At 71.1% G+C, this 21,798-nt stretch carries 24 protein-coding genes and 4 tRNA genes; 23 read left to right on the top strand and 5 right to left on the bottom strand.

Annotated features, from left to right (window positions below):
• Window positions 1-150: 150 nt before the first annotated feature.
• Window positions 151-1,383 carry an IS256 family transposase gene (locus tag DDP54_RS17500; RefSeq protein WP_109130386.1) on the bottom strand — a complete coding sequence of 411 codons (1,233 nt, stop codon included), beginning with the start codon at window positions 1,381-1,383 and terminating at the stop codon, window positions 151-153.
• A 53-nt stretch (window positions 1,384-1,436) separates the two neighbouring features.
• On the opposite strand from DDP54_RS17500, the gene DDP54_RS18295 reads away from it, so the two are divergent.
• From DDP54_RS18295 to DDP54_RS17475, 6 genes are all read left to right on the top strand, one after another.
• A complete protein-coding gene (locus DDP54_RS18295; protein WP_158274569.1) occupies window positions 1,437-1,577 on the top strand; it encodes a hypothetical protein in 141 nt (46 codons plus the stop codon).
• Between the two features lie 54 nt (window positions 1,578-1,631).
• Window positions 1,632-2,372: a DUF4389 domain-containing protein gene (locus DDP54_RS18775; RefSeq protein WP_242448582.1), complete on the top strand. Its 741-nt coding sequence runs from the start codon at window positions 1,632-1,634 to the stop codon at window positions 2,370-2,372.
• Window positions 2,373-2,639: 267 nt separating this feature from the next.
• Window positions 2,640-3,308, top strand: coding sequence for a metalloregulator ArsR/SmtB family transcription factor (locus DDP54_RS17490; protein WP_197711482.1), 669 nt, complete (start codon window positions 2,640-2,642; stop codon window positions 3,306-3,308).
• 151 nt (window positions 3,309-3,459) lie between these two features.
• Window positions 3,460-3,708, top strand: a complete 249-nt coding sequence (locus DDP54_RS17485) for a DsrE family protein (RefSeq protein WP_197711481.1) — start codon at window positions 3,460-3,462, stop codon at window positions 3,706-3,708.
• A 72-nt stretch (window positions 3,709-3,780) separates the two neighbouring features.
• Window positions 3,781-4,920 carry a cysteine desulfurase family protein gene (locus DDP54_RS17480; RefSeq protein ID WP_242448581.1) on the top strand — a complete coding sequence of 380 codons (1,140 nt, stop codon included), beginning with the start codon at window positions 3,781-3,783 and terminating at the stop codon, window positions 4,918-4,920.
• Window positions 4,921-4,932: 12 nt separating this feature from the next.
• Window positions 4,933-5,217: a sulfurtransferase TusA family protein gene (locus tag DDP54_RS17475; protein WP_109133265.1), complete on the top strand. Its 285-nt coding sequence runs from the start codon at window positions 4,933-4,935 to the stop codon at window positions 5,215-5,217.
• Between the two features lie 244 nt (window positions 5,218-5,461).
• On the opposite strand, the gene DDP54_RS17470 is transcribed toward DDP54_RS17475, so the two are convergent.
• The 3 genes from DDP54_RS17470 to DDP54_RS17460 form a co-directional block, all read right to left on the bottom strand.
• Window positions 5,462-5,536 (bottom strand) — tRNA-Val (locus DDP54_RS17470).
• Between the two features lie 36 nt (window positions 5,537-5,572).
• Window positions 5,573-5,643: transfer RNA gene (locus tag DDP54_RS17465), tRNA-Cys, on the bottom strand.
• Window positions 5,644-5,702: 59 nt separating this feature from the next.
• Window positions 5,703-5,774: transfer RNA gene (locus tag DDP54_RS17460), tRNA-Gly, on the bottom strand.
• Between the two features lie 126 nt (window positions 5,775-5,900).
• Here DDP54_RS17460 and DDP54_RS17455 point away from each other — a divergent pair.
• Window positions 5,901-7,061, top strand: a complete 1,161-nt coding sequence (locus tag DDP54_RS17455; protein ID WP_109133264.1) for a chorismate-binding protein — start codon at window positions 5,901-5,903, stop codon at window positions 7,059-7,061.
• Entirely contained in the window at window positions 7,058-7,921 is an 864-nt protein-coding gene (locus DDP54_RS17450) for an aminotransferase class IV (protein WP_109133263.1), read from the top strand. The genes DDP54_RS17455 and DDP54_RS17450 overlap by 4 nt, the downstream gene beginning before the upstream one ends.
• 88 nt (window positions 7,922-8,009) lie before the next feature.
• Here DDP54_RS17450 and DDP54_RS17445 read toward each other — a convergent pair whose 3' ends face one another.
• The gene (locus DDP54_RS17445) at window positions 8,010-8,438 is read right to left on the bottom strand and encodes an SsgA family sporulation/cell division regulator (RefSeq protein WP_109133262.1); all 429 of its coding nucleotides are present in this window, start codon (window positions 8,436-8,438) and stop codon (window positions 8,010-8,012) included.
• Window positions 8,439-8,687: 249 nt separating this feature from the next.
• Between DDP54_RS17445 and DDP54_RS17440 the strand changes: the two genes are divergently transcribed.
• The 15 genes from DDP54_RS17440 (at window position 8,688) to ruvB (ending at window position 21,718) form a co-directional block, all read left to right on the top strand.
• Window positions 8,688-8,759, top strand: a tRNA-Val gene (locus DDP54_RS17440).
• A gap of 187 nt (window positions 8,760-8,946) precedes the next feature.
• Entirely contained in the window at window positions 8,947-10,935 is a 1,989-nt protein-coding gene (thrS, locus tag DDP54_RS17435) for a threonine--tRNA ligase (RefSeq protein ID WP_109133341.1), read from the top strand.
• Window positions 10,936-10,944: 9 nt separating this feature from the next.
• A complete protein-coding gene (locus DDP54_RS17430) occupies window positions 10,945-11,541 on the top strand; it encodes an HIT domain-containing protein (RefSeq protein ID WP_109133261.1) in 597 nt (198 codons plus the stop codon).
• A 7-nt stretch (window positions 11,542-11,548) separates the two neighbouring features.
• On the top strand, window positions 11,549-12,157 hold the full coding sequence (gene pgsA / locus DDP54_RS17425; RefSeq protein ID WP_109133260.1) for a phosphatidylinositol phosphate synthase: 609 nt from the start codon (window positions 11,549-11,551) through the stop codon (window positions 12,155-12,157).
• Window positions 12,154-13,122: a phosphatidylinositol mannoside acyltransferase gene (locus tag DDP54_RS17420; protein WP_197711480.1), complete on the top strand. Its 969-nt coding sequence runs from the start codon at window positions 12,154-12,156 to the stop codon at window positions 13,120-13,122. Before pgsA ends, DDP54_RS17420 begins: the two co-directional genes overlap by 4 nt.
• Window positions 13,123-13,154: 32 nt before the next feature.
• A complete protein-coding gene (locus DDP54_RS17415) occupies window positions 13,155-14,351 on the top strand; it encodes a glycosyltransferase family 4 protein (RefSeq protein ID WP_109133339.1) in 1,197 nt (398 codons plus the stop codon).
• Window positions 14,348-15,031: a hypothetical protein gene (locus tag DDP54_RS17410; RefSeq protein ID WP_109133259.1), complete on the top strand. Its 684-nt coding sequence runs from the start codon at window positions 14,348-14,350 to the stop codon at window positions 15,029-15,031. Before DDP54_RS17415 ends, DDP54_RS17410 begins: the two co-directional genes overlap by 4 nt.
• 67 nt (window positions 15,032-15,098) lie before the next feature.
• Window positions 15,099-16,046 (top strand): pyridoxal 5'-phosphate synthase lyase subunit PdxS, encoded by a 948-nt coding sequence (pdxS, locus tag DDP54_RS17405; RefSeq protein ID WP_277949615.1) that lies wholly within the window; start codon window positions 15,099-15,101, stop codon window positions 16,044-16,046.
• Entirely contained in the window at window positions 16,043-16,612 is a 570-nt protein-coding gene (locus tag DDP54_RS17400; RefSeq protein ID WP_242448580.1) for an NUDIX domain-containing protein, read from the top strand. Before pdxS ends, DDP54_RS17400 begins: the two co-directional genes overlap by 4 nt.
• A gap of 74 nt (window positions 16,613-16,686) precedes the next feature.
• Window positions 16,687-17,886, top strand: a complete 1,200-nt coding sequence (locus DDP54_RS17395; protein ID WP_109133256.1) for a pyridoxal phosphate-dependent aminotransferase — start codon at window positions 16,687-16,689, stop codon at window positions 17,884-17,886.
• Window positions 17,887-17,909: 23 nt separating this feature from the next.
• Window positions 17,910-18,521 (top strand): pyridoxal 5'-phosphate synthase glutaminase subunit PdxT, encoded by a 612-nt coding sequence (pdxT, locus tag DDP54_RS17390; protein WP_109133255.1) that lies wholly within the window; start codon window positions 17,910-17,912, stop codon window positions 18,519-18,521.
• A gap of 62 nt (window positions 18,522-18,583) precedes the next feature.
• The gene (locus tag DDP54_RS17385) at window positions 18,584-19,339 is read left to right on the top strand and encodes a YebC/PmpR family DNA-binding transcriptional regulator (protein ID WP_109133254.1); all 756 of its coding nucleotides are present in this window, start codon (window positions 18,584-18,586) and stop codon (window positions 19,337-19,339) included.
• A 68-nt stretch (window positions 19,340-19,407) separates the two neighbouring features.
• Window positions 19,408-19,980, top strand: coding sequence for a crossover junction endodeoxyribonuclease RuvC (gene ruvC, locus DDP54_RS17380; protein ID WP_109133253.1), 573 nt, complete (start codon window positions 19,408-19,410; stop codon window positions 19,978-19,980).
• Window positions 19,981-20,067: 87 nt separating this feature from the next.
• Entirely contained in the window at window positions 20,068-20,676 is a 609-nt protein-coding gene (gene ruvA, locus DDP54_RS17375) for a Holliday junction branch migration protein RuvA (RefSeq protein WP_109133252.1), read from the top strand.
• Window positions 20,669-21,718, top strand: coding sequence for a Holliday junction branch migration DNA helicase RuvB (gene ruvB / locus DDP54_RS17370; RefSeq protein WP_242448579.1), 1,050 nt, complete (start codon window positions 20,669-20,671; stop codon window positions 21,716-21,718). The genes ruvA and ruvB overlap by 8 nt, the downstream gene beginning before the upstream one ends.
• Window positions 21,719-21,798 lie beyond the last annotated feature (80 nt).

The following is a 21,798-nucleotide window of genomic DNA, read 5'->3' as shown; positions in this document are numbered from 1 at the left end:
TGGCGGCAGTCGGGGGGTCAGCCGCCTCATCGGGCTGGGCATTCGAGCGCCTCGCCACGCGCAGACTCAGTCATCACTCCAGTCGCCTCACGTCGGTGACGTCCCGCTGAGTGGTGGAGTTTCTCGACACCGTGCGGGTCAGTGCTCAGATCATGCCGTGAGGAGTTCGGTGTGGTCCACCTCCTGGGTCGTCAGGGTCATGGTGGCGAGTTGGGCCATGGAGTTCTCGGATAGGTAGCGGCGGTCGGTGGCGGCCCATTCGTCGTGGGCCTCGACCAGGACGGCGCCGGCCAGGCGCAGCAGGGCGGCGGGGTTGGGGAAGACCCCCACGACGTCGGTGCGGCGTTTGACCTCCTTGTTCAGTCGTTCCAGGGGGTTGGTCGACCAGATCTTCTTCCAGTGGCTGGCGGGGAACGCGGTGAAGGCGAGCAGGTCCTCGCGGGCGTCGGTGAGCATGTGCCCGACCTTCGGGTGGGAGCGGGTCAGCATGGTCGCGATGACTTCGAACTGCTCGGCGACGTGGGCGGCGTCGGGTTGGGCGAAGATCGTGCGGATCGCGGCGGCGACCATCTCGGCGTTCGTCTTGGACACCGCGTCGAGGACGTTGCGGGTGAAGTGGACCCGGCAGCGTTGCCAGGACGAGCCGAGCAGGACCGAGGCGATCGCGGTCTTCAGGCCCTCGTGGGCGTCGGAGATGACCAGCGCCACACCGCCCAGCCCGCGGGCCTTGAGCGAGCGCAGGAAGCTGGTCCAGAAGGCGCCGTTCTCGGAGTCTCCGACGTCGAAGCCGAGGACCTCACGGTGCCCGTCGGCGCGGACCCCGGTGGCGATGACCACGGCCTGGGACACCACCCGGCGCCCGACCCTGGCCTTGCAGTACGTCGCGTCCAGGAACACGTAGGGGAACCCCGCGTCGGCCAGGGACCGGTCACGGAACGCCGAGACCTCCTCGTCCAGGCCCGCGCAGATCCGGGAGACCTCACTCTTGGAGATCCCGGTGTCGGCCCCCAGGGCCCTGACCAGGTCGTCGACCTTCCTGGTGCTGACCCCGTGCAGGTAGGCCTCCATCACGACCGCGAACAGTGCCTGGTCGACCCGGCGGCGCCGCTCGAGCAAGGACGGGAAGAACGACCCGGTGCGCAGCTTGGGGATCCGCAGGTCCAGGTCCCCGGCCGTGGTCGTCAACACCCGGTCCCGCGACCCGTTGCGCAACGCCGTGCGGGCCTGCGTGCGCTGCCAGGGGCCGGCGCCGATCACCGCGGTCGCCTCGGCGTCGATCAGCTCTTGATACAGGTGCTCGGTCGCGGTCCGGATCCGGTCGCTGACGTCGGTGTCCTTCAATGCGGCGAGCAGGTCGAGCAGGGCAGACTGGTCCATAGCCATCGTGCGATGTCCTTCCGTGAGTTCCCTAGTCCGGTCTCACCGACCATCGCACGATGGCCTTCTCCGTCGTGGTCACCACGACGAAGAAGATCGAGAACTACACCACCTCACGGGACGCCACCCTCACGTCCTCACATCCGGACTCCACCGTCGGCCGCGTGACGCCATCGATGGAAGGCGCGAGGAGCTCTTGACCTGCTCACGGCTTCCCGTCATCTGGCGCCGGCCCGCTGGCCTTGTTGACGTTGGTGCGGGAACCGAGAACGCTCGATGACAACGGCCAGGCGCCCGGTTCCCGCCGACAGCGCAGGTCGTCCACCAGCAGGAGGCACGCGACGGTCGCATCGGAGCAGCCCTACCCGGCCCACCTGGACATCGACTACCCCCAGAAGCTTGACCGGTTCACGTCGTTCTTCCGACTCATTGCGATCATCCCGATCGCCATCGTCTCGTCGGCCCTGAGCGCGTCGGTCAACGAGACCGTCACCACGATCACCGGCGACAACGTGATCACCACCACTACCCGCAGCGGCGGCGGCGTCGCCGGTGGGCTGTTCGCGGCCACGGTGCTGATGATCGTGTTCCGCCGCCGCTACCCGCGATGGTGGTTCGACTTCGCGCGGGAGTTCGCGCGCTTCGGTACGCGAGTCGGTGCCTACCTGTTCCTGCTCACCGACACCTACCCCTCCACGGTCGAGGCGCAGTCGGTGCACCTGGAGATCGACTACCCCGACGTCGAGCCAGACCTCAGCCGCTGGCTACCGCTGGTCAAGTGGCTGCTCGCCGTCCCCCACTACGTCGTGCTCGTGTTCCTGTGGGTCGGTGCGCTCTTCGTGTGGGTGATCGCCTGGTTCGCGATCCTGTTCACCGGGCGCTACCCGAAGGCCCTGTTCGACTACACCGTCGGCGTGGCCCGGTGGGGGCTGCGCGTGCAGGCCTACGCCTTCCTGCTCGTCACCGACACCTACCCGCCGTTCACCCTGCGCTGAGGACGACAACACCGCCGGCCTGGAGGGCGAAACGGCCAGGTGGTCGTCCTCAGCCAGCTCTTGATGGCCGCGAGCCGCTGACCTGCGAGTGCGTGACCTGCCCCGTGGACGCTCGGGGCCAGACCTCACGCTCAGAGCTGTGTCGACCTTCGAGATGACGGGCGGCGACCGCTCGTTGCCAAGCGCCCCGTCGGCGCGGGGGTCGGTCCCTGCGGTCGTGGGCCTGATAATCTCGAATTCACGGGAATGCGGGAACGAGGTGGTCGTGTGCAGAGCCGCGAGTTCAAGGACGCAGTGTTCGAGCAGTTCGCGCGGGTGGCTGGCGCGTTCGCGAGCCCGAAGCGCCTGGAGATCGTCGATCTGCTGGCGCAGGGGCCGCGGTCTGTCGAGTCCATCGCCCAGCAGGCGTCGATGACGGTGAACGCCACGTCGCGGAACCTGCAGATCCTGCGCAACGCCGGTCTGGTGACCTCCACGCGTCATGCCCAGCGCGTGGTGTACCGGATCGCTGACCCGAGCGTCGTGGCGGCCTACCGGGCGTTGCGGGACACGGCCGAGGCGCGGATCGCGGAAGTGCGCCAGCTCGCGCAGGCGTTCTTCGGTGAGGTCGACGGTGTCGAGCCCCTGAGTCTCGAGGAGCTCGTCAAGCGCTCCGCGCGCGGCGACGTGGTCGTGGTCGACGTGCGTCCGGCCGAGGAGTTCGCCGCGGGGCACATCCCGGGGGCGGTCAGCATCCCGCTGGGAGACCTGACGGACAGGATGGCGGATCTGCCTGTCGACGCCGCGGTCGTGGCCTACTGCCGCGGTCCGTACTGCGTGCTGTCCGCCCAGGCCGTGCGACGGCTGCGTGCGGCGGGGATCCCGGCGCGACGCCTTGATGCCGGCGTCGACGACTGGCGCCAGACCGGCCGGCCGGTCGAGTCCGGCGCAGCCTGAGCTCACGCACCTCCACACCGATCACTCCTCCGAGGAACGGACCACCCCGCATGCGCACGCTGCTGATCATCAACGGCCCGGCCTACGGCTCCGACGCCACCTACAACGCCGTGCGCCTCGCGGTGGCCCGAGCAAGAAGGACGGCCAGGTCGTGAGCGTGTTCCTCATGGGCGACGGCGTCACCGTCGCGATGCGCAACCAGAAGACTCCGGACGGCTACTACAGGCTCGACCGGATGCTGGCCGCGGTGCCGCGCAGCGGTGGTGCGGTGCTGTGCTGCGGCACGTGCATGGACGCGCGCGGGATCAACGAGGAGCTGCTCACGGACGACGCGCACCGCTCGACCATGGACGAGCTCGCAGACCTGACGATCGCCGCAGACAAGGTCCTGGTGTTCTGACGGTGGGAGATCGCGCCAGGTTGACGCCGTGTGCACGTCGCCGACCCGGCCGGACGTGCTGAGGAGATGACAGTGACCGACGACGTGATCTACCTCGACCACAACGCGACGACGCCGGTCGCGGAGCAGGTGCTGGCCGCGATGCTGCCGTATCTCACCCAGGCGTTCGGCAACCCGTCCAGCCCGCACTCTTTGGGGCGCCGGGCCGCCGAGGCAGTGGAGGTCGCCCGCGAACAGGTCGCTGCCCTGATCGGAGCGCAGCCGCCGGAGATGGTCTTCACCTCCGGCGGCACGGAGGCGAACAACCTCGCGCTGCGCGGCGTCGCAGCAGCAGCACCGCCAGACCGGCGCCGCATGGTGACCTCAGCCGTCGAGCACCCCGCTGTCGTGCAGCCCTTGGCCCACCTGGCCGCCCACGGCTGGGACGTCACCACGGTGCCCGTCACGACCGGCGGTCACCTGGACGTGCCCGAGCTCAGGGCCGCCATGGGATCCGACGTCGCACTGGCGACGGTGATGCTTGCCCAGAACGAGACCGGCGCCCTGATGCCCGTCGCCGAGGTCGCCGCGATCGCCCACGCAGCCGGAGCCCTCGTCCACACCGACGCGGCCCAGGCTGTCGGCAAGATCGTCGTCGACGTCGACGCACTCGGGGTCGACCTGCTCTCGATCGCGGGCCACAAGCTCTACGCCCCCAAGGGTGTGGGGGCCCTGTTCGTGCGCACCGGCACACCCCTGACGCCGGTGCTGCGCGGGGCCGGGCAGGAGCACGGGCTGCGCCCCGGCACGGAGAACGTCGCCGGGATCGTCGGCCTCGGCGCCGCGTGCGCGCTCGTGCGAGAAGGACTGGTCGTCGAGCTCGCCCGCACCGCCGCCCTGCGCGACGACCTCTGGCGTCGCCTCCTCAGCGCGATCCCGGGTGCTGTGCGCCTCACCCCGATCCGCGACGCTTTGCCCAACACCCTGCTGGTCATGTTGCCCGACGTCGCGGGCTGGGACGTGCTTGACGCGTGTCCGAGCGTGGCCACCGCAACCGGCTCGGCCTGCCACTCAGGCGTCCACACGCCGTCGAGCGCGGTGCTCGCCCTGGGGGTGGACCCGTCCGCCGCGCGCGGGACCCTGCGCCTCTCGCTGGGTCGCGGCACGACCCAGCAGCACATCGATGCCGCGGCGCGCGCCCTGAGCGCCGCCTACAACGGTCTCGTCGCCTGAGGCGTGACGGACATGGACCCGGCGGACCCCGTCTATCACCTCGACGGGGGCGACCTTGGCTGCGCGCGGCTGCTGATCCTCTTGCGCGACCATGCGGCGAAGCTGCCCGCCGGGACCGTCGTGCACCTGACGACCAGCGACCCGGTCGCACCGATCGACCTACCGGCATGGTGCCGGATGGTCGGGCACACCTACCTCGGCCCCGTCACGGCCCCGGGACGACCGACCTATGCCGTCCAGCTGACCGGGCGACCGGCACCAACCCGCGGCGACAGGCCCTGGCACAGGGTGCCGTAGCAGGGCACACCTCGGCCCGAATCGGACGCTCGAGCCGGCCGGTCGCACTCAGCCAGCGTCTTGCGGCCACGAGCCGCTGACCTGCGCCGACAATTCGGGGGAGTCGCCCCGGCCAGCGCGGTGCAACCGTTGAGGCATGTCCGCCGACGTCCGCCGTCAGCGCCATCGGGGTACGCGTTGGGGTACGGGGGTACAAGAAGGCCGTTCCGGATCACTCCGAAACGGCCTCTGACCTGCACAAATATGGTGGGCGATACTGGGATCGAACCAGTGACCTCTTCCGTGTCAGGGAAGCGCGCTACCGCTGCGCCAATCGCCCCGGGGCACTGCATCGACCCGGGTACTGCAAACCTCGAGGTGGAGATGGGATTCGAACCCACGTATACGGCTTTGCAGGCCGCTGCCTCGCCACTCGGCCACTCCACCGTGAGACACCAGTTCCTTCTCGGCGCCCGAGGGCAACCGGCCAGGAGTGTCTGTCTCCGAGCGGACGACGGGATTCGAACCCGCGACCCTCACCTTGGCAAGGTGATGCTCTACCACTGAGCCACGTCCGCACGACACTTCCCCCGGTTCTCACCGGCGTTCCGTGTGCGTCCCGAACTCTAACTGACGTTTTCGTCGAGAGTCCAACTGGCCGTCGCTGCGGCGCGTCGTGCAGGGGCGTCGGTACGGTGGCTGCTGTGCCCCCCACCTCGTCGTTCGCGCTCCCGGCGGCGACTGGTGCGCTCCGCAGCGAGGCGTGGTTCGCAGGCGTCCGGGCGTCCGGCGTCGTGGAGTGCATCGACGTCCTGGCCCAGCCGCAACGGCTCGCGGAGCCTGGCTTCTGGGTCATGGTGGGGCAGTTCGACGGGGGAGTGCGCGCATGGCGGTTCGCGCAGGTCGAGCGCGTGACGGACGGCTGTCTCGACCCCCAGGACGCTGCCGGCGTGTGGCGCGGCCCGTCGGCCGCGGCGTGGACGTCGTCGCTCAACCGCGCGCGGTACGAGCGGGCTGTCTCGCGCATTCGTGACGAGATCCGCGCAGGGGAGGTCTACCAGGCCAACATCTGCCGGGTCCTGGCCGCCCCGCTGCCGCGCGGCGACGCCGAGCCCGACGCGCAGGCACTCGCCGCCGTCCTCGCGACTGGCAACCCGGCTCCGTTCGCAGGCGGTATCCACGTCCCAGCCGGATCGGGCTTCGAGCCGGTCTGGGTCGTCTCGGCGTCACCCGAGCTGTTCCTGCGGATCGAGGACGGCGCGCTGACGTCCAGCCCGATCAAGGGGACAGCTACGACGGTGACGGGTCTCTCGGCGAAGGACGAGGCCGAGAACGTCATGATCACCGACCTCGTCCGGAACGACCTGCAGCAGGTGTGCGTGCCGGGCTCGGTGGAGGTCACCACGCTGCTGGGCGTCGAGGAGCACCCCGGGCTGGTGCACCTGGTGTCGACGGTGCGCGGGGTGCTCGAGCCGGGCCTCGATCGTTCACCCGATCTCTGGCCTCGACTCCTGGCGGCGACGTACCCACCGGGCTCTGTCTCGGGCGCCCCGAAGGTGGCTGCCCTGCGGCTGATCGCTGATCTCGAGCCGGTTCCGCGGGGCCCCTACTGCGGCGCGGTCGGCTGGGTGGAGGTCGCACCTGACGGTGCGGTGCGGGCCGAGCTCGCCGTCGGCATCCGGACCTTCTGGTGGACCCCCGACGGACCGGGCGGCGGGACGCTGAGGTTCGGTACGGGCGCCGGGATCACGTGGGGGAGCGACCCGAGCGCGGAGTGGGTCGAGACCGAGCTGAAGGCCCGTCGGCTCGTCGCCCTCGCGTCAGGCGACACGCGCGACACGGCCGATGGGAGACTGCTGGGATGAGCATAGTGATCTGGGCAGACGGACGGCTCTGCGGCCCTGGCGACCCGGTCGTGACGGCCGTCGACCACGGCCTGACCGTGGGAGACGGCATCTTCGAGACCTGCTCCGTCGCCGACGGGCATGCCTTTGCGCTCACCCGGCACCTGCGGCGGCTCGCGAGGTCCGCGCGCGGCCTCGGGCTGACCGACCCCGACGAGGACGCCATCCGGGCGGGCGTCGAGGCTGTCCTCGCCGCAGCGGGGCCCGACGTCGGGCGCGTGCGGATCACCGTCACCGCGGGCCCGGGCCCGCTGGGCTCGAACAGGGCTGAGCCCGGCACCGCTCGCCAGACCGTCCTGGTCCTGGCCGGCCCCGTGGTCCGCTCCGCCGTGGCCCGCGTGGTCCGCGTGCCGTGGGTCCGCAACGAGCGGTCCGCGGTCGCGGGGCTGAAGACCACGTCGTACGCCGAGAACGTCGTGGCGCTCGCCCAGGCGTACCGGCGCGGCGCCGACGAGGCGCTGCTCGCCAACACGGTCGGAGAGCTCTGCGAGGGCACCGGCTCCAACGTGCTCGTGGAGCGTGGTGGCGAGCTCGTGACTCCTGGCCTGGCGAGCGGCTGCCTGGCGGGCATCACACGCGAGCTGCTGCTCGAGTGGGCCGCTGAGGACGGGCTCCCCGTGCGCGAGGCCCGTGCCGGTGAGCTGCCGTTCGAGGTCCTTGACGCCGTTGCCGCCGGGACAGGTCACCTGTCTCTGAGCGGCTCGATCCGCAATGTCGTCCCCGTCGTGTCGCTCGACGAGCGCGATGTCGTTCCCGGTGAGCTCAGCCTGGCCGCGAGGCACCTGTTCGAGACCCGGAGTGCCGAGAACGTCGATCCGTGAGACCCATCGGCACCGTCCGACCGGCCGGCCACTGAACGACTGAGCGGCCCGTCCCGAAGGGACGGACCGCTGTCTGCTGACGCAGGGCTCAGGCTGTCAGGAGAGCCGCGATGAGCGCAGAGATCTCGCTCTCCATGCGGTCGCTCTCCTCGCCGAGGGGGACGAGCTCTTCGGTCCGCGCGAGGAACGCCTCGAGCTGCTCGGTCGGAGCCGCGAGGAGCGCGCTGCCCTCGACACCGCTCAGGGAGATCAGTGCGAACTCGGGGTCGTCATCTCGCCACACCTGGACGTCGCCGGTGCCCGCCGGGTCATCGGCGACGGCGAGCAGACCCTGGACGAGGAGCTCGCGGCCGAGGAGCCACGTCGACATGGTCTGAGGTCCGGTGAACACCGCACGGACCGTGTAGGGGTCCGAGGTGCGGAACGAGAGCTCCGTGCTGACCGGTACCACGCTCGCGTCGGAGCTGATCAGCTGCATGGCGACGACCTCGACGACGTCGTACGACTGCTGCGTCATCGCCGTCCTCCTCATAGGTGCCGGACTATTGCCTACATCATGGCAGGCCCGGACGACATATGGGTTGCCTTGTGGACGCAGTTCACCCGGAAGGCCCTGCGTCGTCCGGTTCGGCATATCGCCGGACCTTGGGTAGCATCCTCTCGACGTCGTCGTGACGAGTCGTCGCCAGGCCATCGTTCCACAGGGTGGCCGCCCCCACGTCGCTGTGAACGCCGCTGGTGCCGCGGGTAGGCTCAGTGACGCAGCGGGCGATTAGCTCAGTGGTAGAGCGCCTCGTTCACACCGAGGAAGTCGCTGGTTCGAACCCAGTATCGCCCACCGTTTCGGCCCCTGGTCCTGCGACCAGGGGCCGTTCTCGTTCCAGGCCGCGTCACTGACCGCGCCTGACTCGGGCGCCTCGCTCAACCGCGGCGCGTCAGGCGGCGACCTGTGTCTCGGTAGCATCAGGTGCGTCCGCCGTCACGAGCGGACCCGATGCAAGGAGACAACAGCCGTGCCCGAGACCATGACCCTCACCGTCGATGGCACCACGACCACGATGGAGCCGGGGACGACGGGCACTGAGCTCTACTCCGACCGTCGTGACGTCGTGGTCGTCCGTGTCGACGGCGTGCTCACCGACCTGTACCTCCCGTTGCCGGCCGGGGCGGTCGTCGAGGCGGTCACGATCGACTCGCCCGACGGCCTCGCGGTGCTGCGCCACTCGGCGGCCCACGTGCTCGCGCAGGCGGTCCAGTCGATCAACCCCACGGCCAAGCTCGGCATCGGCCCGCCCATCACGGACGGCTTCTACTACGACTTCGACGTCGAGACCCCGTTCACCCCCGACGACCTCAAGGCGCTCGAGAAGGCCATGACGAGGATCGTCAAGGAGGGTCAGACGTTCCGCCGCTGGGACGTGACCGAGGCCGAGGCGCGCACCGTGCTGGCCGACGAGCCGTACAAGCTCGAGCTCATCGGGCTCAAGGGCCACGCGGGCGACGCCGAGGGCGCCTCGGTCGAGGTGGGGCTCGGCGGGCTGAGCATCTACCAGAACGTCCGACGCGGTGGCGAGGTCGCCTGGCAGGACCTGTGCCGTGGCCCGCACCTGCCGAGCACGCGTCTGATCGCGAACGGGTTCCAGCTGACCCGGTCCGCGGCGGCGTACTGGCGCGGGAGCGAGAAGAACCCGCAGCTCCAGCGCGTCTACGGGACGGCGTGGCCGACCAAGGACGAGCTGCGCACGCACCTGGAGCGTCTTGCGGAGGCGGAGCGCCGCGACCACCGGCGCTTGGGTGCCGAGCTCGACCTGTTCTCGTTCCCCGACGAGATCGGTTCGGGGCTCCCCGTCTTCCACCCGCGGGGCGGCATCATCCGCCAGGAGATGGAGAACTACTCGCGCCAGCGGCACGTCGACGCGGGGTACCAGTTCGTCTACACGCCGCACATCACCAAGGAGCAGCTGTTCCGCACCTCGGGGCACCTCGACTGGTACGCGGAGTCGATGTACCCGCCCATGCAGATGGACGAGGAGCGCGACTCCGACGGCAACATCCGCAAGGCCGGGCAGAACTACTACCTCAAGCCGATGAACTGCCCGATGCACAACCTCATCTTCGGTGCGCGCGGCCGCTCGTACCGCGAGCTGCCCATGCGGCTGTTCGAGTTCGGGACCGTGTACCGCTACGAGAAGTCCGGCGTCGTGCACGGGATGACGCGCGCACGCGGCTTCACGCAGGACGACGCGCACATCTACTGCACCCCGGAGCAGATGAAGGGTGAGCTGACGAGCCTGCTGACCTTCGTCCTCGACCTCCTCAAGGACTACGGGCTCGACGACTTCTACCTCGAGCTGTCGACCCGTAACCCCGAGAAGTCGGTGGGCTCGGACGAGGTCTGGGCTGAGGCGACCCGCACGCTCGAGGAGGTCGCCGTGGCCTCGGGTCTCGACCTCGTGCCTGACCCGGGCGGTGCAGCCTTCTACGGGCCGAAGATCTCCGTCCAGGCCAAGGACGCGATCGGGCGCACGTGGCAGCTGTCCACGATCCAGCTCGACTTCAACCTGCCCGAGCTGTTCGACCTGGAGTTCCAGGCCGCCGACGGCACGCGGCAGCGCCCGGTCATGATCCACCGTGCGCTGTTCGGCTCGATCGAGCGGTTCTTCGCCGTCCTCACCGAGCACTATGCGGGCGCCTTCCCGGCCTGGCTGGCGCCCGTCCAGGTCGTCGCGGTCCCGGTCGCGGAGCCGTTCAACGACTACCTGGCCGATGTCGTCGCGCAGCTGCGTGCCCACGGCATCCGCGCCGAGCTCGACGACTCCGACGACCGCTTCGGCAAGAAGATCCGCACCGCGAGCACCCAGAAGGTGCCGTTCGTGGTGATCGCCGGTGGTGAGGACGCCGAGGGTGGCGCGGTGTCGTTCCGGTACCGCGACGGCCGCCAGGACAACGGTGTGCCGGTCGCGGAGGCGATCGAGCGCATCGTCACGGCCGTCCGCGACCATGCGCAGGTCTAGGCGGGCGCGATGACGACCGAGGACCGGGCGGACGACGACCTCGAGGTGGTGGGGAAGTTCGACGACGCCGCTGCGTTCGCCGGTGCGCCCGACGGGTTCCAGCGGCTGTGGACGCCGCACCGGATGGTGTACATCGGCGGCCAGGACAAGCCGTCCGACAGTGCGCCCGGCGTGGGCTGCCCGTTCTGCCGGATCCCAACCCTGCCTGACGTCGAGGGTCTCGTCGTCGCGCGCGGCCGGGCCGCGTACGTCGTGCTCAACCTCTACCCGTACAACTCCGGCCACCTGCTCGTGTGCCCGTACCGGCACGTCCCGGACTACACGGACCTGACCCAGGACGAGGTCGCCGACGTCGCTGCCCTGACCCAGACCGCGATGCGCGTCCTGCGCGAGGTCATGGCGCCGCAGGGCTTCAACCTGGGCATGAACCAGGGCGACGTCGCCGGCGCGGGGATCGCTGCTCACCTGCACCAGCACGTCGTCCCGCGCTGGATGGGCGACTCGAACTTCCTGCCGATCGTCGCTCAGACGCGGGCCCTGCCCGCGCTGCTGGCAGACACGCGGGCCCGGCTGGCTGCCGCCTGGCCCACCGAACCGAAGGGATGATCGCCGCGTGCTCAATCGCCTGCGGAGCTTCATGACGACGCTCTGGACCCCGCTCGCCGACCTCCTGATCCGTCGAGGCGTGTCGCCGGACGCCGTGACGATCACGGGCACCGTCGGCGTCGTCGTCATGGCACTCTGGTTGGTGCCGACCGGCCACCTGCTGGCAGGCGCCCTGCTGATCGCGGTGTTCACCCTGACCGACTCGCTCGACGGGGTCATGGCACGACGCGCGGGTCGCTCGGGGCCCTGGGGTGCCTTCCTCGACTCGACGCTGGACCGGTTCGCGGACGCGGCCATCTTCTCCGGCCTGGTCCTGTGGTTCATCGGACGCGGTGACGACCGTGCGACGGCCGTCCTTGCCCTTGCCTGCCTCGTCCTGGGATCCGTGGTGCCCTACGCCCGCGCCCGCGCCGAGGGCCTCGGCATGACGGCGGCCGTCGGCATCGCCGAGCGGGCCGACCGCCTGGTTCTCGTGCTCCTCGGCACCTTCCTGGTCGGGCTCGGCCTGCCCGTCGTCGTGCTCACGGTCGTGCTCGCGCTTCTCGCCGTCGCCTCCGCCGTCACGGTCGGCCAGCGCGTCGCCACGGTGCGCCGACAGTCGAGGGCCGCCCTGTGAAGCGACCGGACACGGGCCGCCTCGCCGTCCTGGGGCTGCGCGTCGCGGGCAACGTCCCCGGCGGGGTCGTCCGGGCGCTGTGCGCGGTGTCCGCCGACGCGGCCTGGGTCGCTCGCGGCGGCGGCGTCCGGCAGCTGGAGGCCAACCTGCGTCGCGTGCGTCCCGACCTGCGGCCGCGTGAGCTGAGGCGCCTGAGCAGGGCAGGGATGCGCTCGTACCTGCGCTACTACGGCGAGGCCTTCACGATCGCGTCGCTGACGCGCGACCAGATCGAGGCGCGCGTGCGGACGACGGGGCTCGAGCGGTACGCCCCTCTGCTCGACGCGGGAGAGACGATCGTGCTCGGTCTCGGCCACCTGGCGAACTGGGACCTGGCGGGGGCCTGGGCTACGGCGCACGTCGCCAGGGTCGTCACGGTCGCGGAGCACCTGGAGCCGGAGGAGCTCTTCCAGGAGTTCCTCGGGCTGCGTGAACGGTTGGGTCTGACGATCATCCCGTTGAAGAAGAACGGCGGCGACGTGTTCCGCGACCTCGTGCGCGCGGTCCGAGGCGGCTCGGGTCTGCTCCCGTTGCTCGCCGACCGGGACCTCACGGCCCGAGGCGTCGAGGTCTCGCTGTTCGGCGAGGTCGCGCGAGTGGCCGCAGGCCCCGCTGCACTCGCGGTGGCTACCGGCGCACGGGTCGCCGGGACCTCGATCTTCTACGAGCGCCTGCACGGCGCACGGCGCCGCGCGGCGGGGTCGCCCTGGGGCATCGTCGTCGAGTTCGGCGAGCTCCTGGAGGTGCCCACGTCGGGCACGCGCGCCGACCAGGTCCAGGTCCTCACCCAGGCCTGGGTCGACGAGCTCGCTCGCGGCATCGCGGCGCATCCGCAGGACTGGCACATGCTGCAGAAGGTCTGGGTCGACGATCTCGACGCCGACCGGTACGCCGCGACCGTCGCGGCGCAGGAGCACGACGCGTGAGCGCCCAGGACGTCGCCGGCCGCGACCGCCCGTTGCGCGTGGGCATCGTCTGCCCCTACTCGTTCGACGTCCCGGGGGGAGTCCAGTTCCACGTCCGGGACCTGGCGGAGGCGCTCATCGCGCGTGGGCACACCGTGTCGGTCCTCGCCCCTGCCGACGACGAGACCCCGATCCCCGAGTACATGACCTCCGCGGGCCGGGCCGTGCCGGTGCGGTACAACGGCGCCGTCGCCCGGCTGACGTTCGGACCGGTGACAGCCGCTCGCGTGCGTCGTTGGCTCATCGCGGGCGAGTTCGACGTGCTGCATCTGCACGAGCCTGTGACGCCGTCGCTCGGCATGCTCGCACTGTGGATCGCGGACGGACCGATCGTCGCGACCTTCCACACGTCGCTCGTGCGGTCGAGGCCGCTGCAGATGGCCTACCCGCTGGTCCGGCAGTCGATGGAGAAGATCTCGGCGCGGATCGCGGTGTCCGAGGACGCGCGCCGCACGCTCGTCGAGCACCTCGGTGGCGACGCCGTCGTGATCCCCAACGGCGTCAACGTCGAGGCGTTCACGAGCGCCCGGCCCGACGACCGGTGGCGCGGCACCCCCGACGCCCCGACGGTCGCCTTCCTAGGTCGGCTCGACGAGCCGCGCAAGGGCCTGGAGGTTCTGCTCCGGGCTGTGCCCGGGGTGCTGGCCGCTCATCCCGGCACGCGGTTCCTCGTCGCCGGGCGTGGTGAGACCGGCCCCGACGAGGCGCGTGAGCTGATCGGCGACGCTGCGCAGGCCGTCGAGTTCCTCGGAGGGATCACCGACGAGGAGAAGGCGAGCCTGCTGGCGTCGGTCGACGTGTACTGCGCACCGCAGACCGGGGGTGAGAGCTTCGGGATCGTGCTCGTCGAGGCGATGAGTGCCGGGACCCCCGTCGTCGCGAGCGACCTCGGTGCGTTCCGCCGCGTGCTCGAGGAGGGCACCGCAGGGGTGCTGTTCCGCACCGGCGACTCGGCCGACCTGGCCCGCACGCTCCTGCGGGTGCTCGACGACGCCCCGCTGCGCGAGCAGCTGGTCGCGACGGCGACGTCCGCGGTCCGCCGGTACGACTGGTCCTCGGTGAGCCACGAGATCCTGACGGTCTACGACATGGTCGTCGACGGTCGCGTCGAGCCGGTCCGCGAGGACCCGTCGTCGCGTCGCGGCGGATGGCACCTCGACCGCCTCCGGAGCCGGGGTGACGACCGATGAGCTGGTCCGAGATCGTTGTCGTCGTCGGCGCGGTCGTCCTGGTGGTCGGATGGCGGCTGTGGGTGTCCGCCTCGCGGCTCGACCGGCTCCACCGCAAGGTGGCGTCGTCCCGCGCGGTCGTGGACGCCCAGCTGCTGCGTCGCGCGTCGGCGGCCGCCAACCTCGCGGCGTCCGGCCTCATGGACCCGGTGAGCTCGCTTCTCGTGGGCGAGGCAGCCTGGGCAGCGGTCGCGGCCGGGAGCAGCTCGGTCGAGACGTTCGCTCAGCTGCCCGCCCAGCTGGCGGAGCTCGGCGGCGGGGTTCCTGACGCGCCGGACCCGGAGTGCCCGCCGAGGGCGCCGGTCGACGTCGGTCTCGTCGAGAGCGAGCTGTCGTCGACCCTGCGAGCGGCGCTCGACGACGCGCAGGAGGTCACCGAGATGCGCGCGGAGCTCGGTGGCGACGAGCTCGTGTCGGCCCTCGCCGACGCCTGGTACCGCGCACAGCTCGCGCGGCGGTTCCACAACGAGGCCGTCGCCCAGACCCAGCGCGTCCGCCGCGGCTGGCCGGTGCGTGCGTTCCGGCTCGCCGGACGGGCGCCTGTCCCTCAGACGCTCGAGCTGGATGACGCCTGGCCGCAGGCGCTGGGACGGCCCGGGCAACTGGCCGACGCCCCCGGGCGGGCCGATCCGGCAGTCTAGGATGGACGGATCGGGCGCGTCCGGCGGGCCCGGCCCCCAGCCCCGACCCTGATCTGTGAGGCACAGCGTGACCAGCGAGAACACTCAGTCCACCCTCGGTTCGCACGGCCTCGGTTCGCACAGCCAGGGCGCCGGCGAGGTCGGGACGGCTCGCGTCAAGCGGGGCATGGCGGAGATGCTCAAGGGTGGCGTCATCATGGACGTCGTCACGGCTGAGCAGGCCAAGATCGCCGAGGACGCCGGAGCTGTCGCCGTGATGGCGCTCGAGCGGGTCCCCGCCGACATCCGCGCCCAGGGTGGCGTCGCCCGCATGAGCGACCCCGACCTGATCGACGGCATCATCAACACCGTCTCGATCCCGGTCATGGCGAAGGCTCGCATCGGCCACTTCGTCGAGGCGCAGGTCCTGCAGAGCCTCGGCGTGGACTACATCGACGAGTCCGAGGTCCTGACGCCCGCCGACTACGAGCACCACATCGACAAGTGGGCGTTCACCGTCCCGTTCGTCTGCGGTGCGACCAACCTCGGTGAGGCGCTGCGGCGCATCAGCGAGGGCGCGGCGATGATCCGGTCGAAGGGTGAGGCCGGCACCGGTGACGTGTCGAACGCCACGACGCACATGCGCACGCTGCGTGACCAGATCCGCCGCCTGACGTCGCTCCCCGAGGACGAGCTGTACCTCGCGGCGAAGGAGCTCCAGGCGCCGTACGACCTGGTCAAGGAGATCGCGGTCGCGGGCAAGCTCCCCGTCGTGCTCTTCACCGCGGGTGGCATCGCCACTCCGGCCGACGCCGCGATGATGATGCAGCTCGGTGCCGAGGGTGTCTTCGTCGGCTCGGGCATCTTCAAGGCGGGCAACCCTGCCCAGCGCGCCGCCGCGATCGTCAAGGCCACGACGTTCTTCGACGACCCCGACGTGATCGCGAACGTCTCGCGCGGGCTGGGCGAGGCCATGGTGGGCATCAACGTCGCCGACCTGCCCGTCCCGCACCGGCTCGCCGAGCGCGGCTGGTGACAGCGGGCCCGCCGCGGGATGCCCCCGGCGGGCCGACCGCGGGGTCGAGGCTCGGTGCCGAGTGGGTGCTCGGCGCCGACGGCCTGCGGTTCCGTCGGGCGGCGCGGGTGATCCTGCTCGACGACTCCGACCGGCTCCTGCTCCTGCGCGGGCACGACGTCGACCAGCCCGAGCGCAGCTGGTGGTTCACCGTCGGCGGCGGCATCGACCCGGGGGAGGACGCGCGGTCCGCGGCGGTCCGGGAGGTCCGCGAGGAGACCGGTCTGGTGCTGGCGCCGGCCGAGCTGGTCGGACCGGTGTTCACGCGGTCGGCGGTGTTCGACTTCTTCGCGGAGTCGTGCCGGCAGGACGAGGAGATCTTCCTGGCCCGGGTCGTCCCGCGGGACGACGACCAGGCACTCAGCCGCGAGGGCTGGACCGACCTGGAGCTGGACGTCCTCGACGAGCTGCGGTGGTGGGAGCTCGACGCGCTACGCCTGGTGACGGAGGAGGTCTTTCCCCTGGGTCTGGCCGATCTGGTGCAGGGGCTGCTGCCTCGCTGGGACGGCATCACCCGCCACCTGTGACCGCGCGACGGGCGCTCACACTGCGCGGCTGACGGGTAACACGGCCGTCATGCGGGAGGAATACGGTGACGTGCATGCCAACGTCATCGTCGTCCGTCGTCCGCATGCACCGCAGCGGGATCCGCGAGCTGATGGAGCTCGCGATCCAGGACCCGACGGCCATCCGGCTCGAGCTCGGCGAGCCCGACGTGCCCACGGCGCCCCACGTGATCGATGCGGCGGCGCACGACGCACGGAACGGGCACACGGGGTACACGTCGAGCATCGGCGCGTTCGACCTGCGCGCGGCGCTGGCCGCCAAGGTCGAGGCCGTCAACGGGCTGGCGGCGACGCCGGACGACATCGTCGTCACGCACGGCGCCATGAGCGGTCTGGCGATGGCGATGAACGCGTTGACCGGCCCTGGTGACGAGATCCTGCTTCCGGACCCGGAGTTCCCCAACTGGCGCATGGCGGCCGTGGCGGCGGGCGCGGAGGTGCGCTGCTACCCGACGCACGCGATGAACGGGTTCGTCCCGACGCTCGCCGACATCGAGGCGTCGATCACGCCGCAGACCCGGGTCGTCGTCGTGTGCTCCCCGAACAACCCGACCGGTGCCGTCTACCCGCCCGAGCTGCTCGCGGGGATCGTGGCGCTGGCGCGCCGGCACGACCTGTGGGTGTTCTCGGACGAGTGCTACGAGGCGATCACCTTCGGCGTGCCGCACGTCAGCGCAGCGACCTTCGACACCGACGGACGGGTCCTGACGTTCTTCAGCTTCTCCAAGACGTACGCGATGACCGGGTGGCGCCTGGGATACGTCCACGCCCGCGACCCGCAGGTGCAGGCACTGCTCGGTCAGCTCGCGGAGGCCACTGTCGCGTGCCCGTCGTCGGTGAGCCAACGCGCCGGGCTCGCCGCGCTCGTGGGGCCGCAGGTCGCGGTGGCCGATGCGGTCGCGTCGTACCGCGAGCGTCGGGACGCCGCAGTACGGCTCCTCGAGGCGCGCGGGGTTCCGTGCGTGCGGCCCGACGGCGCCTTCTACCTGATGGTCGACGTCTCGGCGGCCACCCACGACAGCACGGCCTTCGCGGTGCGGCTGCTGGCGGAGCGGCATGTGGCGGTGTCGCCGGGCAGCGCCTTCGGTGCGGGTGCCGAGGGGATGGTCCGAGTCTCCCTCGCGAGCGAACGGTCGGGTCTGCTCGAGGGACTCGACCGCCTCGCGGACCTGGTGCACGGGTGGGGCGCGACCACCGACGCGCGCGGAGCGGCGAACGTCGCGGTCACGGGATGACCACCTGTCCTTAGGATGTCCGCGTGAGTCCCACGATCGGTGTCCTGGCCCTGCAGGGCGACGTTCGCGAGCACGCCCGCGCCCTGGAGCTCTGCGGAGCCGGCGCCGTGCCCGTGCGGCGCGCCAGGGAGCTCGCGGCGGTCGACGCCCTGGTCCTTCCCGGCGGGGAGTCCACCACGATCGACAAGCTCCTGCGCGCCTTCGACCTGTTCGAGCCGGTCCAGGAACGGTTGCGTGCCGGGATGCCCGCCTACGGCTCGTGCGCCGGGATGATCCTGCTCGCCGACCGGTTGCTCGGGGCGGCCGACGGCCAGCAGACCCTGGGCGGACTCGACATCACCGTGCGTCGCAACGCGTTCGGCCGCCAGGTCGACTCGTTCGAGACGGACCTCGTGATCGACGGCATCGAGGACACCGCCACGCAGCCCGTGCACGCGGTCTTCATCCGGGCGCCGTGGGTCGAGGAGGTCGGTCCCGCCGCGACCGTGCTGGCGCGGGTGGAGACGGGTCCAGCCGCCGGTAGGATCGTCGCGGTGCGGCAGGGTTCACTGCTCGCGACCTCCTTTCATCCGGAGGTCACCGGTGACATGCGCGTGCACCGATTGTTCGTGAAGATCGTCCGCGACAGCCTCTGACGGACCTCCCGGCGTGCCGGGTGCGCAGGGGTGTGGTGGACGGAGACGAAGGGGCACCAACGATGTCGGGTCACTCCAAGTGGGCCACCACCAAGCACCAGAAGGCCGTCGTCGACGCCAAGCGGAGCAAGCTCTTCGCCAAGCTCGTCAAGAACATCGAGGTCGCGGCCCGGACCGGCGGTGGTGACCTCGCCGGCAACCCGACGCTCGTCGACGCGGTCCAGAAGGCCAAGAAGTCGTCGGTCCCGATCGACAACATCAACCGCGCGGTCAAGCGCGGCTCGGGCCAGGAAGCCGGCGGCGCCGACTACCAGTCGATCATCTACGAGGGCTACGGCACCGGCGGGATCGCCGTGCTCGTCGAGTGCCTCACCGACAACCGCAACCGTGCGGCCTCTGACGTGCGCGTCGCGTTCACGCGCAACGGGGGTCAGATGGCGGACCCAGGCTCGGTCTCGTACCTGTTCTCCCGCAAGGGCGTCGTCATCGTCTCCAAGGAGGGCACCACCGAGGACGCCGTCATGGAGGCGGTGCTCGAGGCGGGCGCTCTCGAGGTCAACGACTTCGGCGACTCCTTCGAGGTCCTCTCCGAGGCCACCGACCTGGTCCAGGTGCGCACGGCGCTCCAGGAGGCGGGCATCGACTACGAGTCGGCGGACGTCGTCTTCTACCCGGCGACGCAGATCGCGGTCGACGCCGAGGGCGCCCGCAAGATCCTGCGCCTGATCGACGCGCTCGAGGACTCCGACGACGTGCAGAACGTGTACGCGAACTTCGATGCGTCCGACGAGGTCATGGCGGAGCTCGACGCCGACTGAGCTCGCTGCCGCCGCGCCGGGAACGGACACCTCCCGGACGGATCCGACCACGCTGGGAGACTTGAGCGGTGCGCGTGCTCGGAGTGGACCCCGGCCTGACCCGGTGCGGCCTGGGCGTGGTCGACGGGCTCTCAGGGCGCCGTGTGGCGCTCGTCGCGGTGGGCGTCGCACGGTCTGACCCCGATCTCGACGCGGATCAGCGACTGCTGCTCATCGCCACCGCGATCGACGAGTGGATCGAGGAGCACGCCCCCGACGCGGTCGCGGTCGAGCGCGTGTTCGCGCAGCACAACGTGTCCACGGTGATGGGGACCGCGCAGGTGGCCGGCATCGCGATGCTGGCGGCCGCCCGGCGTCGGATCCCGGTTGCGCTGCACACGCCGAGCGAGGTGAAGGCGGCCGTCACCGGCAACGGTCGGGCGGAGAAGCTGCAGGTGCAGTCGATGGTCGCCCGGCTCCTCTCGCTCGACGAGCTGCCGAAGCCGGCCGATGCAGCCGACGCCCTCGCGCTCGCGATCTGCCACCTGTGGCGCCCGGCCGGAGCGCTCGGTGCGCCGCAGCGCGCGCCGGGCTCGCTCACGGCGGCGCAGCGCGCCTGGGCCAGCGCCGAGCAGGCGGCGCGTCGGGCGTCACGCGGCTGACGGTCCTTGTTACGGTATCTGCGGCTCGTACAGGTGTTCGGGTGCTCCGGTGGGACCGGGGAGACTCTGAGGTGACAGGAGGCGTCGATGATCGCGTCGGTGCGCGGCACGGTGCTGGCGGTGCGGCTCGACGCCGCGGTGATCGAGGTCGGCGGTGTGGGCATGCTCGTGCATGCGACCCCCGCGACGCTCGCCGGGCTCCGTCCTGGCGCGCCGGCTCGGCTGGCCACGGCCCTCGTCGTCCGTGAGGACTCCCTGACGCTCTTCGGCTTCGCCGACGACGACGAGCGCGAGGTCTTCGAGGTCGTGCAGACCGTGAGCGGGGTCGGCCCTCGGCTCGCGCTCGCGATGCTCGCGGTGCACAGCCCCGACGGCCTTCGCCGCGCGGTCGCGGGGGAGGACCTCGCGGCACTCAAGCGGGTGCCGGGCATCGGGCACAAGGGCGCCCAGCGGATCGTTCTCGAGCTCGCCGACCGCCTCGGGGCACCCTCGTCGGCGCCCGACGCCGGTCCGGCACAGCAGGACGACCGGCGCTCCCAGGTCGTCGATGCCCTCGTCGGGCTCGGCTGGACCGCGCGCGCCGCCGAGGATGCCGTCGCGGGCGTGCTCGACGGCGCGACGGGTCCGGTCGGTGGCGACGAGGTCGCGGGAGTCCTGCGCTCCGCGCTGCGCGCCCTGGGCGGCGTCCGTGGCTGACGACGCCCTCGCAGGTCCTGAGGTCGACGACTTCGTCGTGAGACCCGAGGCGGACGATCTCGAACGGGCCGCCGAGGCCGCACTGCGTCCACGCCGGCTCGAGGAGTTCGTCGGCCAGGCGGTCGTGCGCGAGCAGCTGTCGCTCGTGCTCCAGGCGGCGGTCGGCCGTGGCCGCGCACCCGATCACGTGCTGCTGTCCGGCCCTCCAGGTCTCGGCAAGACGACTCTGGCCATGATCATCGCGGCCGAGCTCGGCGCATCCCTTCGCGTCACGAGCGGGCCCGCGATCCAGCACGCCGGCGACCTGGCGGCCGTGCTGTCGTCGCTCGACGAGGGCGAGGTCCTGTTCATCGACGAGATCCACCGGATCGCGCGACCCGCCGAGGAGCTGCTCTACGTCGCGATGGAGGACTTCCGGGTCGACATCATCGTCGGCAAGGGCGCGGGGGCGAGTGCCATCCCGCTGTCGTTGCCGCCCTTCACCGTCGTCGGGGCGACGACCCGCGCCGGTCTGCTGCCCGCGCCGCTGCGCGACCGGTTCGGCTTCACCGGCCACCTCGACTTCTACTCGCCCGACGAGCTCGAGCGGGTGCTCGTGAGGTCCGCGAGGCTCATGGGCGTCGATCTCGCGCCGGATGCCGTACCCGAGATCGCGATGCGGTCACGCGGCACGCCACGGATCGCGAACCGGCTGCTGCGCCGCGTGCGCGACTGGGCGCAGGTGCGCGGCGACGGGACACTGTCGCTCGACGCCGCCCGCGCCGCTCTCCAGGTGTACGAGGTGGACTTCCTCGGCCTCGACCGGCTCGACCGCGCCGTGCTGACCGCCCTGTGCACCCGGTTCGGAGGGGGACCCGTCGGGCTGACGACTCTGGCCGTCGCCGTCGGCGAGGAGCCCGAGACCGTCGAGACGGTCGCTGAGCCGTTCCTGGTCCGCGAGGGACTGGTCGGACGGACCGCGCGCGGACGGATCGCGATGCCCGCGGCGTGGGTCCACCTCGGCCTCACACCGCCTGCGCAGGCGGAGTCGCTGTTCGGTTGATCGGGAACCGGTAGGCAGATCCGCACGTTAGGCACTCGGAGCCGCTGCGCCTAGACTTCGGCCCGACATTCACCGCAGAT

This window comes from Cellulomonas sp. WB94 (assembly GCF_003115775.1).
GTDB lineage: Bacteria > Actinomycetota > Actinomycetes > Actinomycetales > Cellulomonadaceae > Cellulomonas_A.
This window is presented reverse-complemented; position numbering and strand designations above follow the sequence as displayed.